Here is a 14,117-nt window from a genome sequence, read left to right on the forward strand (position 1 = left end):
TTCATCGTGGCGGGAGGCTGTGGAGCTTGTGGGCGAAGGTGAGCGCGGTGGGCAACGCGTAGCGTTGTCCACGGTAAGCTCGGCGGTGCGCCGCAGACGGACCCATGACAGCAGAGGGGACAACCTCCTCGCCTACTCGGAGGGTGCCGAGCATAGTGCCTGCAGCGAGTCTTGGTCAGACCGGCGGGGACGAAAATACCGTCTTGCCGTTGATCTTGATTTCCATGTCGACCTTGTACTGGACGAGGGCCTGGGGATCGACCTCGATGCCCAAGCCCGGCGCATCCGGCGCATGGATGTCGCCGTTGGCGTCGGGGACGATGTGATTGCGCGTCAGGTCGACGGCCACCTGCTGCAGCGTGGTGGGATATTCGCAGATTCGGTGCTCCTCAAGGCCGGCGAAGGGCTGCAGAGAGGCGCTCAGCGCCAGATTCGAGGTGAAGGTGTGGTTGATATATGTCACGCCACGTCGCGCCGCGTAGTCGGCCACCTGCCGCGCCGGCCAGAGGCCGCCGATGCGACCGCAGTCGATCTGGATATAGCCGACCTTGCCGAAGTCGATCAGATGCTCGGCCACGTACCGGTTGTGCGCTGCTTCGCCGCCGGCGGTGCGCACCGTGAGGACCTTCTCGCCCAACTGACGGTAGGCCACATAGGCGAAGCCGTGGAAGGGTTCCTCGAAGAAGGTTATGCGGTTGCGCTCCATGGCGTCGAGCCGGAGCGCCGCTGCCGCCACATCCTCCCCTTCTGAACTGGACAAGCTGTGTGTCGACGGCACGCTGGCGCAGGAGCGGCTCAACGCCGGCGAAACCCGGGCGCTATTGGAAATCGACCGCGAGCGACAAGCGGCCGCGCGCTTGCAGAAGGAATTGGACGCGGCTAACCGTAAAACGGAGCAGGGCAGTGTCCGGCATCGCGACGACGTGCAGAAGCTGCAAGCTCAAGTCGGTAATCTGCGTCAGCAAGTCGGTGTGCTGGAGGGTAAGCTGGTTGCGCTGCGTACCGAGAACGCGCGTTATGTCGATGAAGCGGTGCAGGCGCGTGATCAGCGCGACCAACTGGCGTTGTGGCTGACGCAGGCCGCCGCCAAGCAGAAGGTGTCGACGGCGAAGCGGACCGCGAAGTCGACAGCCGCCCCGCGCAAGAGCAGTGGCTCGACCGCAAACCCGATGCCATGACCATCCGCCGAAGTACTGTCGAGCATGTCTTTGGCACGCTCAAGCACTGGATGGGTCCCGCACACTTCCTGACTCGGACGCTTGGCCGCGTGAGCACTGAGATGAGCCTTCAGGTATTGGCCTACAACCTCAAGCGAGTCATGAACATACTTGGTGTTGCCGAGATGATGAAGGCCATGAGAATGGCTGGAAGCTGAGGCCCCAAGGGGGCTTCTTGCGCTCGTGATGTTCGACTAGCGCAAGCTCGACTTACTAAACTTGATCGACCCGACCGGCAATCCTGCCTGCTGAGGCAAAAAATGGAGTTTCCACACAGGCTCGAACCGCACAGAACGCCGCGATAAGCAACAGCAGCGGGTTTTGACCATCCGTGCCTTGGATCTTGGATGACAGTATCGAACTCGACTGTCGCCGAGACCGATAAGGAGGATTGCGGTTCATCACCATCGACGTCTGACTGAGCTGAAAAGACTTGCACCCGCCGCAGAGCGCCTGCCCCCTGGCTTAAAGATTGTCGTGCTTGACCAGAACGAAACACCAGTCGTGCCCTACAGCGGCAACGTCCAGTGGCGGTTCATCGGCCGTAGCAGGCGACGTCGAGCTTGATGCGGCACGCCGCGTGCTTTATGCGTGTTATGCGACGCGTATCCGGTTTGCGATTCCGAGACCTTGCGAGCCGGTTAGCGCTAGTAACGGACATCAACAGCGGCTCGAACAGTAATTCCGCAGTGATTCGATTGTCAGTTGAACCGATGCGCGATGATCTATGTTCTGCGCGCGTTTCTCAGGATCGCAAACGTCGCTGGCTTCGGCCAGATAAGCGTCGTTGCGCTCCTTCTCACGCTGGTGGGAGGATTTGGTCAGGGACAGTAAGACGCGGCTGAGCAGATACATGGTGAACCTCGCGTTAATTGCTAGGGCAAACACTTGGTGAATTGAACGAAGCATAGGGTAATCCCTATGTAATTGCTAGCGCTCAGAAAAAATCGCAGCGTTACGAGAGGCCTATCTGCAACACCCGGTCGGGTGACATTGCTTCTTGAGGCAACACGAGGGACCCCGAATTGTCGCGTACCAATCCACGACGACAGCATTCCCCAATTGACCGTTCTCGCCGACGCACTTGATCTGAGATTAACCAATACGTTGTCATTCGCTGGACCCAACGTTTGACCGAGGCCGGCATCGAACCATCGGTGACTCCTACGACAACGCATCGGTCGAAACCTGGCATTTGCCAATTGGTTAAGGGACCGGCGCTTTATTTCAATAGACCGAAGGCATACACAGCAAGATCATGTAGTCCACGAGATCAACCGAACTGTCATGCAACTTGCCCATAAACGCCTTCAGGCTTTAACGGCCGACAGGTCGAGCGAGCATACCTATCCAAAAGGGAGACGAAATTGACCGCAAAAGTCCATCTCAAGATCGCAATTGCTGAGCATCCGAACACATCGGCCATCCGTAACGGATCCATTCCCATTGAGGGCGTGGAAGCCGAATTCATTACAGTCCAGCCGCAAATCGGCGCGTTTCGCCGCATGGTGCGCGATGTCGAATTCGACGTCTGCGAGTTGGCACCGACGACTTACATCATCGCCCGTGCCTATGGCGCGCCGTTCGTCGCATTGCCAATCTTCGTCGTGCGCCGCTTTCATCACGCCGGACTGCTGGTGCGTCCGGGCGCCGGGATCAAGACTCCCAAAGACCTGGAAGGCAAGAAGGTGGGAGTGCGCGCTTACTCGGTCACGACCGGCGTTTGGACGCGCCAGGTTCTCATTGACGAGTTCGGGCTCGATTCATCGAAGGTGACCTGGGTTGTTGATGACGAAGAACACGTCACGCAACTCAAACTGCCACCGAATGTCATCCACGCGCCTGCCAGGAGTTCGCTGGCAGAGATGATGGCCAACGGCGAATTGGCAGCAGGCTTTGGCGCCAACGCGGGGATTGGCCGCACCGGCGCTCCCACAGGCGGATGGAAGGAAGTCGACGCCGACTATCCCGATCTGTTGCCTAATGCGGCTGAGCTGGAGGCTGAGTATTACGCCCGTACGGGGGTGTATCCGATGCATGGAACCATCGTCGTCAAGGACTCGGTGCTGGCTGAACATCCGTGGATAGCGAAATCGATTTACGACGCTTTTGCGCAGGCGAAAAAAGAATGGCTGGCGCGTCTCGATGCAGGCGAGGCCACGAGCAAGAGCGACAAGAAGTACCTCGAATTGCGCAAGATCGTCGGACACGATCCGCTGCCTTACGGTCTTCAGGAAAACCTCGAGACGATCGAAACGTTGGAAGCTACCGCGTTCAAGCAGGGGCTCACGCCTCGTCGCATGTCCATTGACGAGTTGTTCGTGGACCCGCTGGCCGGCTGACCCAGCGCAACTGTTTTGCACGAACCGGAGTAGGGAACTGAAGCTCCAACTCTGGTCGACAAAGGAGACAACATGATTATTGATTGCCACGGCCATTTCACGACCGTACCGACTTCCTTTCGCAACTGGCGCGCCAAGCAGGTCGAGTTTGCGAACGACCCGGCCAACGCACCGTCGCGTGCAGGCGCACACGTCACCGATGATGAAATCCGCGAAGGGGTTGGCAATGGGCAACTCAAGCTCCAGCGCGAGCGGGGCAGCGACCTGACGCTGTTCTCACCGATCGCCGGATTGATGAGCCACCATTTGGGCAATGAACGAACGAGCGTGGAGTGGGCTGAGGTATCGAACGACCTCGTGTACCGCGTGACGGAACTCTATCCGGACAACTTTGCGCCGGTCTGCCAATTGCCGCAATCTCCAGGCGTTGCACCCGCGAATTCCATTCCCGAGTTGCGACGCTGCGTCGAGCAAATGGGCTTCGTAGGGTGCAACCTGAATCCCGATCCGACGGGTGGCTACTGGACCGGAAAGCCGATGACCGATCGCGAGTGGTATCCCCTCTACGAAGCACTGGTCGACCTGGACGTGCCCGCGATGATCCACGTGGCGGCTTCCTGCAATCCCTGTTTCCATGGCACCGGAGCCCACTATTTGAACGCCGATACCTCAGTGTTCATGCAGGTGCTGCAGTCGGATTTGTTCAAGGACTTTCCGACGCTGCGCTTCGTCATTCCACACGGCGGTGGTGCGGTTCCGTACCACTGGGGACGGTATCGGGGCATGTCGCTCGAAATGTGTAATCGCCCGCTTGAAGGATTGCTGGACAACATCTTCTTCGACTCCTGCGTCTATCACAAGCCGGGCATTGAGTTGCTGACCAAGGTTATACCGGCCGATAACGTGATGTTCGGATCAGAAATGGTCGGCGCGGTGCGAGGCAAGGATCCGGCTACCGGGCAGTACTTCGACGACACCAAGCGCTACATCGACGCTTGCACTGAACTGACGGACGAGGACCGCTACAAGATATTCGAAGGGAATGCGCGGCGCGTCTACCCGCGTCTCGATGCACGCCTGAAGGCACGCGGCAAATAACATTAGCGCGACATCGGCGCCAGCCGCTAGCAGCGATAAAAAGGAGAGACACCCATGGCTTCCACAATTGTCGATATCCACCCGCATATCATTTCCGACGATGAGAGTCGCTATCCGCCAGCACCGCTGTTCGGTACGCGCTCAGAATGGTCGAAAGAGCGCCCGACTACCATCGAGACGCTGATTGCCTCGATGGACAACACCGGCGTTGCCAAGGCCGCCGTGGTTCATTCGTCGACCACCTACGGTTTCGACAACAGTTATGTAATTGACAGTTGTGCAAAATATCCGGGGCGGCTCGCAGCTGTCTGCTCCGTCGACGTATTGCAGCCGGATGCAACCGCGCGCATTCGCGAGTGGGTCAAGCTGGGCCTTGCCGGTTTGCGCTTGTTCACGGGTGGTAGCACAAAGGAGTTCGACCCGAGTGAACTCGATGATCCACGCTCATTTCCAGCGTGGGAGCTGTGCGCTGAGCTGGGGCTGACCATGTGCATTCAGACGGGTCCCATCGGACTGCCGCAGGTAACCACGCTTGCGCTGCGTTTCCCCGATGTTCCGATCATCCTGGATCACCTGGGACGTCCCGAGGTTGCTGACGGTGCACCTTATGCCGCGGCGCAGAGCCTGTTCGACCTGGCCCCGCTGAAGAACATCTACCTGAAGCTCACGCCGCGTATCTTTGGCGATGTAAAGAAGGAAACGGCCAGCGCCGAGACGTTCTTCCCGCGCGTGGTCGAAGCATTCGGCGCGAAACGGATGGCCTGGGGTTCGAATTTTCCGACATCGCCAGGGACGCTTCCGGAAATCCTCGCGACCGCTCAGACAAGTCTGCAATGCCTGAGCGATGAGGACCGCGCGTGGATATTTGGCAAGACAGCACAGTATCTGTATCCGACTCTGGCATGAAAGCGAGGGTCGGTGCCGACGTACAACGAGAGAGATGAGACCATGAGCGATACCCACCTTAACGGCATCATTCGCGCTTTCGAATCCAATAAGCCCGCCTACACTGCATTTGCCAAGCTGGACAAGCAGACCGCAATCGAGATGAGCGATGCTCCCTACGACGGCATCGTCTTCGAGATGGAGCACAACCCCTATGACGTATCGGCATTGGGCGATGCGCTGCAGTACATGCTTAACCGTAAGCAGATTGCTGAATCCGGTTCGGTTGCGGCCCGCGTCACGCCGATTGCGCGTATTCCGGCCAACGGTGTCGAGATGAACCAGGCTTTCGCGAAGCAAGTACTCGATCGCGGCGCCTATGGCGTGGTGTGGCCGCATGTGGCGACGGTCGAGCAGGCATACAACGCCGTGGCATCGTGCCGCTACGCCCGACCAAAGAACGCGCCACTGTACGAGCCCAAGGGGGTGCGTGGTGACGGTCCCGCCACCGCGGCACGATACTGGGGATTGAGCGTGCCGGAATACTATAAAAAGGCGGACGTCTGGCCGCTGGCCCCGCATGGAGAAATTCTCGTCGGTCTGATGTGCGAAAGCACCGAGGCGATTGAAAACCTCGATGACATTCTGTCGAGCGTGCCCGGCATCGGTTTCATCCTAATTGGCGAGGGCGATCTGAGCCAGCAACTGGGCCATCCGCGCGAGTATGAACACCCGGTCGTACTCGATGCCATGCGCCAGATCGTCGAGACGTGCCACAAGCACAAGGTAGTGGTCGGCAACCCGCATACCACAGCAAAAAATCATCAGCGGCTGCTTGAAGAGGGATACCGCTTCCTGATGGCGGCGGCGCAACGCAGCTATGGCGTCGTCGGCACGGCACGCGAGATGGCGGGGTATTAAATGAACGGAGCCGAAAGCCTAGTCCAGACGCTCACCGATCAGGGGGTCGAGATATGTTTCGCGAACCCTGGTACCTCTGAGATGCACTTTCTGAAGGCGCTCGAGAATCCGAGCATGCGCAGTGTCCTGTGTCTATTTGAGGGTGTCTGCACAGGTGCAGCGGACGGGTATTACCGGATGAAAGATACGCCGGCATCCACGCTGCTGCACCTGGGACCCGGACTCGCTAATGGGCTCGCCAATATCCACAATGCCAAACGGGCATCGTCGGGCATGGTCAACATCGTGGGTGAGCATTCGGCAGCGCACCTTAAATACGACCCGCCACTGATGTCCGATATCGAGGGACTCGCGCGGCCGCTGAGTCACTGGGTGCGTCGCGTTGAATCGCCGGGCGCGGTGGCTTGGGACGTTGCTACTGCGGTGAGCAAAGCAAGCGAACGACCGGGGCAAATCGCGACGCTCATTCTGCCCGGGGACACCTCGTGGCAAGATGCGGGCGAACAAGTCGCGCTGCCGCGCACGGTTGCCAGCGCGAAGATCCCGGACGCTGCGCGCATCGAGCACGTTGCACAGGTGCTGCGTTCGGGCGAGCCAACGCTCATCATCCTGGCCGGTCGCTCGACACGCGGTCGCGCGCTCGAGATGGCGGGCAAGCTCAAGGCAGCGACAGGCTGTCGTATCGCGACGCAATTCTTCAGTGCACGGATTGAACGCGGGGCAGGGCGGGTCACGCTCGAACGCATCCCCTATGCAGTGGGGCCGGCCATCGAGTATTTGAACGGCTTCAAACACATCATCACGGTGGAGACGACCGAGCCGATCGCCTTCTTCAGCTATCCGGACAAACCGAGCTTGCTCAAGTCACCTGGCACCAGCGTTCATTCCCTCGTCGAAATTGGCGAGGACGGTGCCGCCGGCCTCGAGATGCTGGTTGAGGCGCTTGGTGCGACGAACTCGGTAGCCGTGATTCAGCAGCGTTCGGACGCCACACCGCCAACCGGCGCATTGACTCCTGCCACGATTGCACAGGCGCTGGCTGCGGCGTTGCCCGAAAACTGCATCCTCGTCGACGAATCGCTAACCACCGGCCGCGAGACGATGGGTCTGACGGTTGGCGCTGCAAAACACGACCTCATCAATAACATGGGCGGCTCGATCGGCTATGGAACACCGGTGGCTACCGGAGCGGCGCTGGCGTGCCCGGACCGGCGCGTGTTCTGCATGGTTGGAGACGGCAGCGCCATGTACACCATTCAGTCGCTGTGGACGCAGGCGCGTGAGAGCCTGAACATCACCACGATCATCTTCGCAAATAACAGTTACGCGATCCTCAAAGCCGAGTACGCGAACATGGGTGCCGGTGCGCCCGGACCGCGTGCGTTGGCCATGATCGATATAGACCGTCCACGTATTGATTGGCTGTCGATGGCGAGGAGCATGGGCGTTCCGTCGGTCGCCGTTGACACAGCCGAGGCTTTCTACAAGGCCATGGCCGACTCGGTGAACGAGCCGGGACCGTGTCTTATCGAGGTTCGGCTGTAATTCTGTTTGAGCACAAGGAGCGAGATACATGTCAACGACGGCAACCGAGGTGCCAACACTACGCACCAATCTGGCCGATTACCCGGTAACGAAGGCGATGAAGGACGGGCGGGTGAGCTCGGACCTCGTCAAGCTGGACTACTGCGGGCCGACCCCGGCACATAACGGCTTCAAGGCGATGGTTCGGGAAAACAAGTTCGACGCGGGCGAATTGGCGATCGTTACCTTCTTGCAGGCGAAGGCATATGACAAACCATATGTCTTGCTGCCGACGCCGATATCGGGACGCTTCCAGCATCATTGCGCCGGCTTCAACATCGACTTTGGCGAGATCAAACCGAAGGATATTGAAGGCAAAAAGGTCGGCGTTCGCACCTATACCCAGACGACGGCGCTCTGGATCCGGGGTATTCTGCGCCACGAATACGGTGTCGATCTGGACAAGGTGACCTGGATGACGCTCGGCGACGGACATCTCGCCGAATATAGCGATCCGGGTAACTGCGTGCGCTTGCCAGCGGGGTCATCGATCCCACAGATGATGCTCGACGGAGAGCTGAGTGCAGCATTGCTCGGTGAAGATATGCCCAAAGACCCGCGCGTGCGCACGCTTGTCCCCGATGCACAGGCGGCAGCCAAAGATTGGTATGCGCGTGAGGGTGTGGTGCCGATCAACCACATGTTTGTTGTGAACGCGGACATTTCGAAGAAGCATCCAGAGGTAGTTCGTGAGCTGTACCGGATGATCGTCGAAAGCCGTGCTCTAACTGAAGGCGGCGTGCCCGCCATCTTTCCTCCGATCGGACTGGAGGAGAACCGCAAAGGGCTTCAGTTGGCGATCGACTGGGCGCTTGACCAGAAGATCATTCCGCATCGCCTGTCGGTCGATGAATTGTTCGATGATGTGACCGGCAACCTTTGAGTAAGTGATGAAATGCTGTCAGGAGCATCCGGGTTGACTCGGATGCTCCTTGAGGTTACTTTCAATAGCCCCCTCGGCAGGGGTGATTTCAAGTCAACAGAAAAGCACAAAAGCTTCCGTCGAAAAAAGAGAGATTATCGGAGGTTAATGGATGGAGACAGCTGGACAAAAAGGGGCGCAGTACGAGAATCGCTGGGGCATTCTGGTGCTCCTTGCGCTCGGGCTGATGATCTCTTTTGTGGACCGCTCGAGCATGTCCACCGCTCTCGCGGACCATCATTTCGTGCGTGAGTTTGGGCTGACGCACGTCGAGCGCGGCTGGCTCGGCTCTGCCGTGTTCTGGTCCTACGGTTTGCTCCAGATGCCCATGGGCTGGCTCGTCGATCGCTATGGCGTGAAATGGCCCTACGCCATCTGCTTTGTACTATGGTGCCTGGCGGCCGCGGCAACCGGTCTGGTCACTACGCTTCCCGCCCTAATCCTCGTGCGCCTGATGATTGGTGCCGCCGAAGCCGTGGTGGTTCCCGCCACGTATCGCTACCTTGCCAACAACTTCAAGGAAAGCCAGAAAGGCACGGCCCTCGGGATTTATTCAATCGGCGGCAAGATGGGGCCGGCCCTTGGCGCACCGATTGCGGCCTGGCTAATCATCACCAGTTCATGGAAGGTAATGTTCATTGCGACCGGTCTGGTCGGGCTGATCTGGCTGATTCCGTGGTTGGTGATGCTTCGGAATGATTTTCCGTCCAGAGCCGGGCTTGCGGCGGCAAAGCAACGGGCGGCCACAGTGCCGCTTGGCAATCTTTTATCGAGCCCGGTGGTATGGGGCGGCCTGATCAACAATTTTTGCTACAGCTACTTCGCGTTCTACTGCATGACCTGGATGCCGGCTTATCTGGTCGAACAGCGCGGCCTTTCGCTAAGACAATCGGGGCTATATACCTTCTTTAGCTTCGCAGGCGTTGCGATTGTGGCCGCGCTTGCCGGGTTCGCAGCAGACCGCCTGATCGCGCGCGGCTACGATGCTGTGCTGGTGCGCAAGTCGTTTATCGTGGCCGGGTTTATCGGCGGTACAACCGTTTTGCTTGGCGCTTATACGCGCTCACCGCAAATGGCCTTGCTCTGGAACGTGGTGTCGCTCTCGCTGCTGGGACTGGCAACGGCGAACAACCTCGCGCTGGTCAAACTTACCCTGATTCCCAAGCAGGCGGTTGGTCTGAACACGGGCTTGCAGCAGGTGGCGACCAGTCTGGCAGGTGGGATTTCGGCAAGCTTGTCCGGCTGGTTGCTACATCTGGGAGGCAGCTACACTCTGCCCATGCTGGCAATTTTCATCTTCCTGATCCTGGGGGCCATCAGCACAGTGGTCTTGCTCCAACGGAAATGGGCGCCCAGAGTCAATGACTCCGAACACGAACAGCAGGAGCGGGTACTGTCGACGTATTAAGAAAATGACGGGTCCAGGGCAGGTTCGGGGGTGCTTAAAAATCAATCAGCGGATTCCGGGTAACTTCAGTGAATTCGCATCAGACAGCACAACGACTCGCAACACGCTTTCCACGGAGCGTGAAGTGCAAAGCGCAGAAAGCACTGCTTCAGTGCCAAGCGTTGCCGGATGTCCCGAAGCTCGATATGAATGCCTATGTGCGCTCGGGATCGCGCAAGCCATGCACGCCGTTAAAAAAGTCCTCTCGAGGGGTGCGTCGCTCTCTGTAAGCCGGGCTGCTTTCAATTCTCATCTGACGCTTTTTATGCCAAATAGAATTATCGATATCCGCCCTTCCTTCTACATCGCGGAAGGCGGGCGGTTGTCGCCGCGCAATCTGAACGGCAAACGCCTTGGCCGGAATCGGGCATGACGCGCATACCCGAGCCTGCGCTGCCGTCGCCCAAGACGCGCGATACCACGACACCTTTACTGCGGCATACGTCGCTGCCGCGCTTCTTGTTAGCGCGTGTCGGTTCCATCGCTGCCCAGCAGATGCTAATGCTAGCGGTCAGCTGGCACATGTATGACCTGACATCGAGCGCGTGGGATCTTGGCCTCGTCGGGCTATTCCAGTTCGTTCCCGGGCTCGGCATGACGTTCGTCGCGGGCCATTGCGCCGATCGCATGCATCGCGGTCGAATCGTTGCAGTCTGCCTTGGGGCCCAGGCCGCCATGGCCGTGTTGCTCGCCGTAGCGACCGTTATGCACTTCGTGACGCGCGACGTGCTGCTCGGTCTCTCGCTCATTCTCGGCGCCATTCGCCCATTCCAGATGTCAGGACAGCAGGCATTGCTGCCCATGCTTGTGCCTCAGTCGTTGCTTGCGCGGTCGATGGCGCTCAGCACGGTGGTCCAGCAGGTGTCCGTGATAGCCGGGCCGGCGTTGGGCGGCTTGCTATTCGCAATTAATGTCAACGCCGACTACCTGACCTGCGCCGCTCTCTTCTGCGTGAGCGCCGTAATGGTCGCATTCATACGTTACGACTACGTTTCGCGCCCGCGCGAACCTGTCACGGCTGAAACGGTCCTTGCCGGCTTACGCTTCGTCTGGAGCAATCCTTTGTTGCTCGGCGGCATCTCGCTCGACCTGTTCGCTGTCCTGTTCGGGGGCGCCACAGCACTCCTGCCTGTCTACGCGAGAGAAATCTTGCATGTCGGGCCACAAGGACTGGGGTTACTGCGCTCCGCGCCCGCAGTGGGTGCGCTTTGCGTCGGCCTCACACTGTCCCGTCACGTGATCCGCAGCGGCGTCGGCAAGAAATTACTGATTGCTGTCGCTGTCTATGGAATCTGTATTGTCGCCTTCGGGCTGTCCCGGTCGTTTGTGATATCGCTGATCTTGCTGGCGATCGCGGGCGGTGCCGACACAATCAGCGTGGTGGTGCGGCAGACACTTGTCCAACTGGAAACGCCTGATCGCATGCGCGGACGAGTCGCTGCCGTAAACACGCTCTTTATCGGCGCGAGCACTGTAAGCGTCAGCGGAACCCGTCTTGAATCGGGGCATCCCGAATGTGAAGGTGGTGCTTTCGAGAGAACGAGGGCAATGCGATGGAAGACGAGAACATTAAGGCTGCAACGGCGATGGGTACACGTCGCCCACGGCAAGGGGAAGCGTTCTGGGGCGAAATGGTTACCGCCTGGAAGGCGAGTGGTATCGGCGCTCGGCGATTTTGCCGGGAACAGGGTTTGGCGGTAAGCACCTTCAGCCTGTGGCGCAAGAAGCTTTCGACCCACATCAAAGAGATTAAGCAGCCGCTCGCGGTTACTGCGGATGCGGCATTCATCGTTTCCAATCTGGACGGCGAACTGGGTCCCTCAAGGCCGCCTGTTGCAACGCAAGCGGCTGATGTGTCGCCGTCGCGTGACGGGGTGACGCTATCGCTCGCTGGCGTTCGTATCGAACTGAGCGGCGTTCACGCCGAGCGCATCGTGCGATTTGTGCTTGGACAGCTCGGAGGTGGCCGGTGCTGATTGCCTCGGACGTTCGCGCTTACATTTGTCGCGACCCGGTAGACATGCGCAAGGCGATTGATGGGCTGTCCTATCTCGTCGAGCCGTTACTTGCTCAGAAGCCTGCATCGGGCAACCTGTTCGTCTTCGTGGCGCGCGACCGTTCCAAAGTGAAGATTCTTTATTGGGACCGGACCGGCTTCGCGCTTTGGTATAAGCGTCTCGAAAGAGGCCGTTTCCCGTTACCCTCGTTACTTGCTCAGCGCGGCTTCACGCTCGCCGAGCTCAACGCATGGCTCGAAGGCATCGAGATTCCGGCGCGAGAGCCGCACCGCACCGTGGCAGTAACGCGCGTGACGTGAGGTGCTCCAGCGTAGCGCCGAGCTTGTAAACGTGGCCTGAGTTAGGCATCATGGAACACATGCCACCCAACGCCGTCACTGTCGCGGATCTTCCCGTCGAGCCCGATGCGCTGCAAGCGTTCGCGCTCGAACAGAACCGGCTTGCACGGGTGTTGTGGGAGCAGTTGGAAATCCTCCAGCATCAGATTGCGCAGTTGAACCGTGCGCGCTTTGGCGTGAGCTCCGAGCGCCTGGCGGGCCAAGCCGAGCTGTTTGACGCCGCCACTGATATCCCGGCACCGCCAGCAGTCGATGCCGTTCCTGTAGAGAGTCACACCCGTAAAGGGCGTCCTGCACTGCCCAAGGACCTGCCACGCACACGCATCGAATACGATCTGAGCGACGAACAGAAGATGGCGTTCGATACGCTCGAACGCATTGGCGAAGAGCGCAGCGAGACGCTGCATTACGAGCCGTCCAAGCTCACCGTCATTGAGCACATCCGCTTCAAATACGTGGCGAAGAAGGACGGCGAATCGACCATCGTGACCGCAAGCGCTCAGCCCTCGCCGTTGCCCAAGAGCAATGCAAGCGCCAGCCTGCTCGCCAACGTCCTGGTCAACACCTATGTCGATCATTTGCCGTTGAATCGTCAGGAAATGCGCTACGCGCGCCGGGGCGTGTACTTACCACGTGCCACGTTGTGCGAATGGAAGCTGGCATCTGCTGAGCTACTCTCGGTACTGCTGCCTAGCTTGCGCGCTCACCAGTTGAAGGCGCCGCGCATGCACGTGGATGACACGACGCTACCTCTGCTTGAGCGAGGGCACCCATCAACGCGCACAGCACGACTATGGGGTTATCTGGGCGCGGGCCAGCGCAACGAGAACGGCGTCTGGATCGACCATCCGCCGGCAGTCGTGTTCGAGTTCGCAGAGTCGCGTGCGGGAGCACATCCGCTGCTGTACCTAAACGAATACAAAGGGTATCTGCAGGCCGACGCGTATAGCGGCCATGGTGCGCTATACGCGCGAGGCGATATTATCGAGGTTGGATGTTGGGCGCATTGCCGTCGACGGTTCTTCGAAATTGCTAAGGATCAGAAGGAGCCGGGGCTCGCGGCGCAAGCCCTTCAGTGGATCGCCAAGCTGTATGCGATTGAATCGCGGGTCAAAGACCAGGCACCAGACATCAAGCTGGCGGCACGGCAAACCGAAGCCTTGCCGGTGCTTGCGCAGTTTCTTCAGTGGCTCGAGGCGAACAGCATCGGTTTGCTCCCACGAGCGCCGCTTGCCAAGGCATTTGGTTATGCGTTACGGCATTGGGAGGCGCTGATCCGGTACACGGAGAACGGCGTCCTATTGCCAGACAACAATGCTCTAGAACGCCAGATCAGGCCTATTGC

Annotated in this window: 14 protein-coding genes and 1 pseudogene; 13 read left to right on the forward strand and 2 right to left on the reverse strand. The window is 59.2% G+C overall.

Going from position 1 to position 14,117, the window contains the following annotated elements:
• Positions 1–175: 175 nt before the first annotated feature.
• Positions 176–706: an enolase C-terminal domain-like protein gene (locus AWB69_RS40755; protein ID WP_062092438.1), complete on the reverse strand. Its 531-nt coding sequence runs from the start codon at positions 704–706 to the stop codon at positions 176–178.
• Between AWB69_RS40755 and AWB69_RS48975 the strand changes: the two genes are divergently transcribed.
• Positions 690–1,178 (forward strand): hypothetical protein, encoded by a 489-nt coding sequence (locus AWB69_RS48975; protein WP_197500441.1) that lies wholly within the window; start codon positions 690–692, stop codon positions 1,176–1,178. The two genes, AWB69_RS40755 and AWB69_RS48975, sit on opposite strands and share 17 nt — an antisense overlap.
• Positions 1,139–1,375: pseudogene (locus AWB69_RS40765) on the forward strand (transposase); the annotation flags it as partial. The gene AWB69_RS48975 and the pseudogene AWB69_RS40765, both read left to right, overlap by 40 nt.
• A gap of 502 nt (positions 1,376–1,877) precedes the next feature.
• On the opposite strand, the gene AWB69_RS40770 reads toward AWB69_RS40765, so the two are convergent.
• Positions 1,878–2,072, reverse strand: a complete 195-nt coding sequence (locus AWB69_RS40770; protein ID WP_062092441.1) for a DUF3563 family protein — start codon at positions 2,070–2,072, stop codon at positions 1,878–1,880.
• A gap of 512 nt (positions 2,073–2,584) precedes the next feature.
• On the opposite strand from AWB69_RS40770, the gene AWB69_RS40775 reads away from it, so the two are divergent.
• The 11 genes from AWB69_RS40775 to tnpC all read left to right on the forward strand — a co-directional run.
• Positions 2,585–3,559 (forward strand): ABC transporter substrate-binding protein, encoded by a 975-nt coding sequence (locus tag AWB69_RS40775; RefSeq protein WP_062092442.1) that lies wholly within the window; start codon positions 2,585–2,587, stop codon positions 3,557–3,559.
• Between the two features lie 72 nt (positions 3,560–3,631).
• On the forward strand, positions 3,632–4,657 hold the full coding sequence (locus AWB69_RS40780; protein WP_062092443.1) for an amidohydrolase family protein: 1,026 nt from the start codon (positions 3,632–3,634) through the stop codon (positions 4,655–4,657).
• Positions 4,658–4,711: 54 nt separating this feature from the next.
• On the forward strand, positions 4,712–5,563 hold the full coding sequence (locus tag AWB69_RS40785; protein WP_062092444.1) for an amidohydrolase family protein: 852 nt from the start codon (positions 4,712–4,714) through the stop codon (positions 5,561–5,563).
• A gap of 42 nt (positions 5,564–5,605) precedes the next feature.
• Positions 5,606–6,463 carry an HpcH/HpaI aldolase family protein gene (locus tag AWB69_RS40790; RefSeq protein WP_062092445.1) on the forward strand — a complete coding sequence of 286 codons (858 nt, stop codon included), beginning with the start codon at positions 5,606–5,608 and terminating at the stop codon, positions 6,461–6,463.
• The gene (locus AWB69_RS40795) at positions 6,464–8,008 is read left to right on the forward strand and encodes an acetolactate synthase large subunit (protein ID WP_062092446.1); all 1,545 of its coding nucleotides are present in this window, start codon (positions 6,464–6,466) and stop codon (positions 8,006–8,008) included.
• A gap of 28 nt (positions 8,009–8,036) precedes the next feature.
• The gene (locus AWB69_RS40800) at positions 8,037–8,930 is read left to right on the forward strand and encodes a type 2 periplasmic-binding domain-containing protein (protein ID WP_062092447.1); all 894 of its coding nucleotides are present in this window, start codon (positions 8,037–8,039) and stop codon (positions 8,928–8,930) included.
• 151 nt (positions 8,931–9,081) lie between these two features.
• Positions 9,082–10,377, forward strand: coding sequence for an MFS transporter (locus tag AWB69_RS40805; protein WP_062092448.1), 1,296 nt, complete (start codon positions 9,082–9,084; stop codon positions 10,375–10,377).
• Positions 10,378–10,785: 408 nt separating this feature from the next.
• Positions 10,786–12,117: an MFS transporter gene (locus tag AWB69_RS40810; protein ID WP_231937400.1), complete on the forward strand. Its 1,332-nt coding sequence runs from the start codon at positions 10,786–10,788 to the stop codon at positions 12,115–12,117.
• Positions 12,048–12,392: an IS66 family insertion sequence element accessory protein TnpA gene (gene tnpA, locus AWB69_RS40815; protein WP_407923082.1), complete on the forward strand. Its 345-nt coding sequence runs from the start codon at positions 12,048–12,050 to the stop codon at positions 12,390–12,392. The genes AWB69_RS40810 and tnpA overlap by 70 nt, the downstream gene beginning before the upstream one ends.
• Positions 12,393–12,436: 44 nt before the next feature.
• Positions 12,437–12,733, forward strand: a complete 297-nt coding sequence (tnpB, locus tag AWB69_RS40820; protein WP_062092452.1) for an IS66 family insertion sequence element accessory protein TnpB — start codon at positions 12,437–12,439, stop codon at positions 12,731–12,733.
• Positions 12,734–12,783: 50 nt separating this feature from the next.
• A partial coding sequence (gene tnpC / locus AWB69_RS50010) for an IS66 family transposase (RefSeq protein ID WP_156529153.1) occupies positions 12,784–14,117 on the forward strand: 1,334 nt, incomplete at its 3' end.

The sequence above is a fragment of the Caballeronia udeis genome (assembly GCF_001544555.2).
Lineage (GTDB): Bacteria > Pseudomonadota > Gammaproteobacteria > Burkholderiales > Burkholderiaceae > Caballeronia > Caballeronia udeis.

What these genes read in the sequence shown, in the direction of transcription:
- AWB69_RS48975 (WP_197500441.1), top strand. Translation starts at nt 690, where the DNA reads ATGCGGTTGCGCTCCATGGCGTCGAGCCGGAGCGCCGCTGCCGCCACA.
- AWB69_RS40755 (WP_062092438.1), bottom strand. Translation starts at nt 706, where the DNA reads ATGGAGCGCAACCGCATAACCTTCTTCGAGGAACCCTTCCACGGCTTC.
- AWB69_RS40770 (WP_062092441.1), bottom strand. Translation starts at nt 2,072, where the DNA reads ATGTATCTGCTCAGCCGCGTCTTACTGTCCCTGACCAAATCCTCCCAC.
- AWB69_RS40780 (WP_062092443.1), top strand. Translation starts at nt 3,632, where the DNA reads ATGATTATTGATTGCCACGGCCATTTCACGACCGTACCGACTTCCTTT.
- AWB69_RS40785 (WP_062092444.1), top strand. Translation starts at nt 4,712, where the DNA reads ATGGCTTCCACAATTGTCGATATCCACCCGCATATCATTTCCGACGAT.
- AWB69_RS40790 (WP_062092445.1), top strand. Translation starts at nt 5,606, where the DNA reads ATGAGCGATACCCACCTTAACGGCATCATTCGCGCTTTCGAATCCAAT.
- AWB69_RS40795 (WP_062092446.1), top strand. Translation starts at nt 6,464, where the DNA reads ATGAACGGAGCCGAAAGCCTAGTCCAGACGCTCACCGATCAGGGGGTC.
- AWB69_RS40800 (WP_062092447.1), top strand. Translation starts at nt 8,037, where the DNA reads ATGTCAACGACGGCAACCGAGGTGCCAACACTACGCACCAATCTGGCC.
- AWB69_RS40805 (WP_062092448.1), top strand. Translation starts at nt 9,082, where the DNA reads ATGGAGACAGCTGGACAAAAAGGGGCGCAGTACGAGAATCGCTGGGGC.
- AWB69_RS40810 (WP_231937400.1), top strand. Translation starts at nt 10,786, where the DNA reads ATGACGCGCATACCCGAGCCTGCGCTGCCGTCGCCCAAGACGCGCGAT.
- tnpA (WP_407923082.1), top strand. Translation starts at nt 12,048, where the DNA reads ATGGTTACCGCCTGGAAGGCGAGTGGTATCGGCGCTCGGCGATTTTGC.
- tnpB (WP_062092452.1), top strand. Translation starts at nt 12,437, where the DNA reads ATGCGCAAGGCGATTGATGGGCTGTCCTATCTCGTCGAGCCGTTACTT.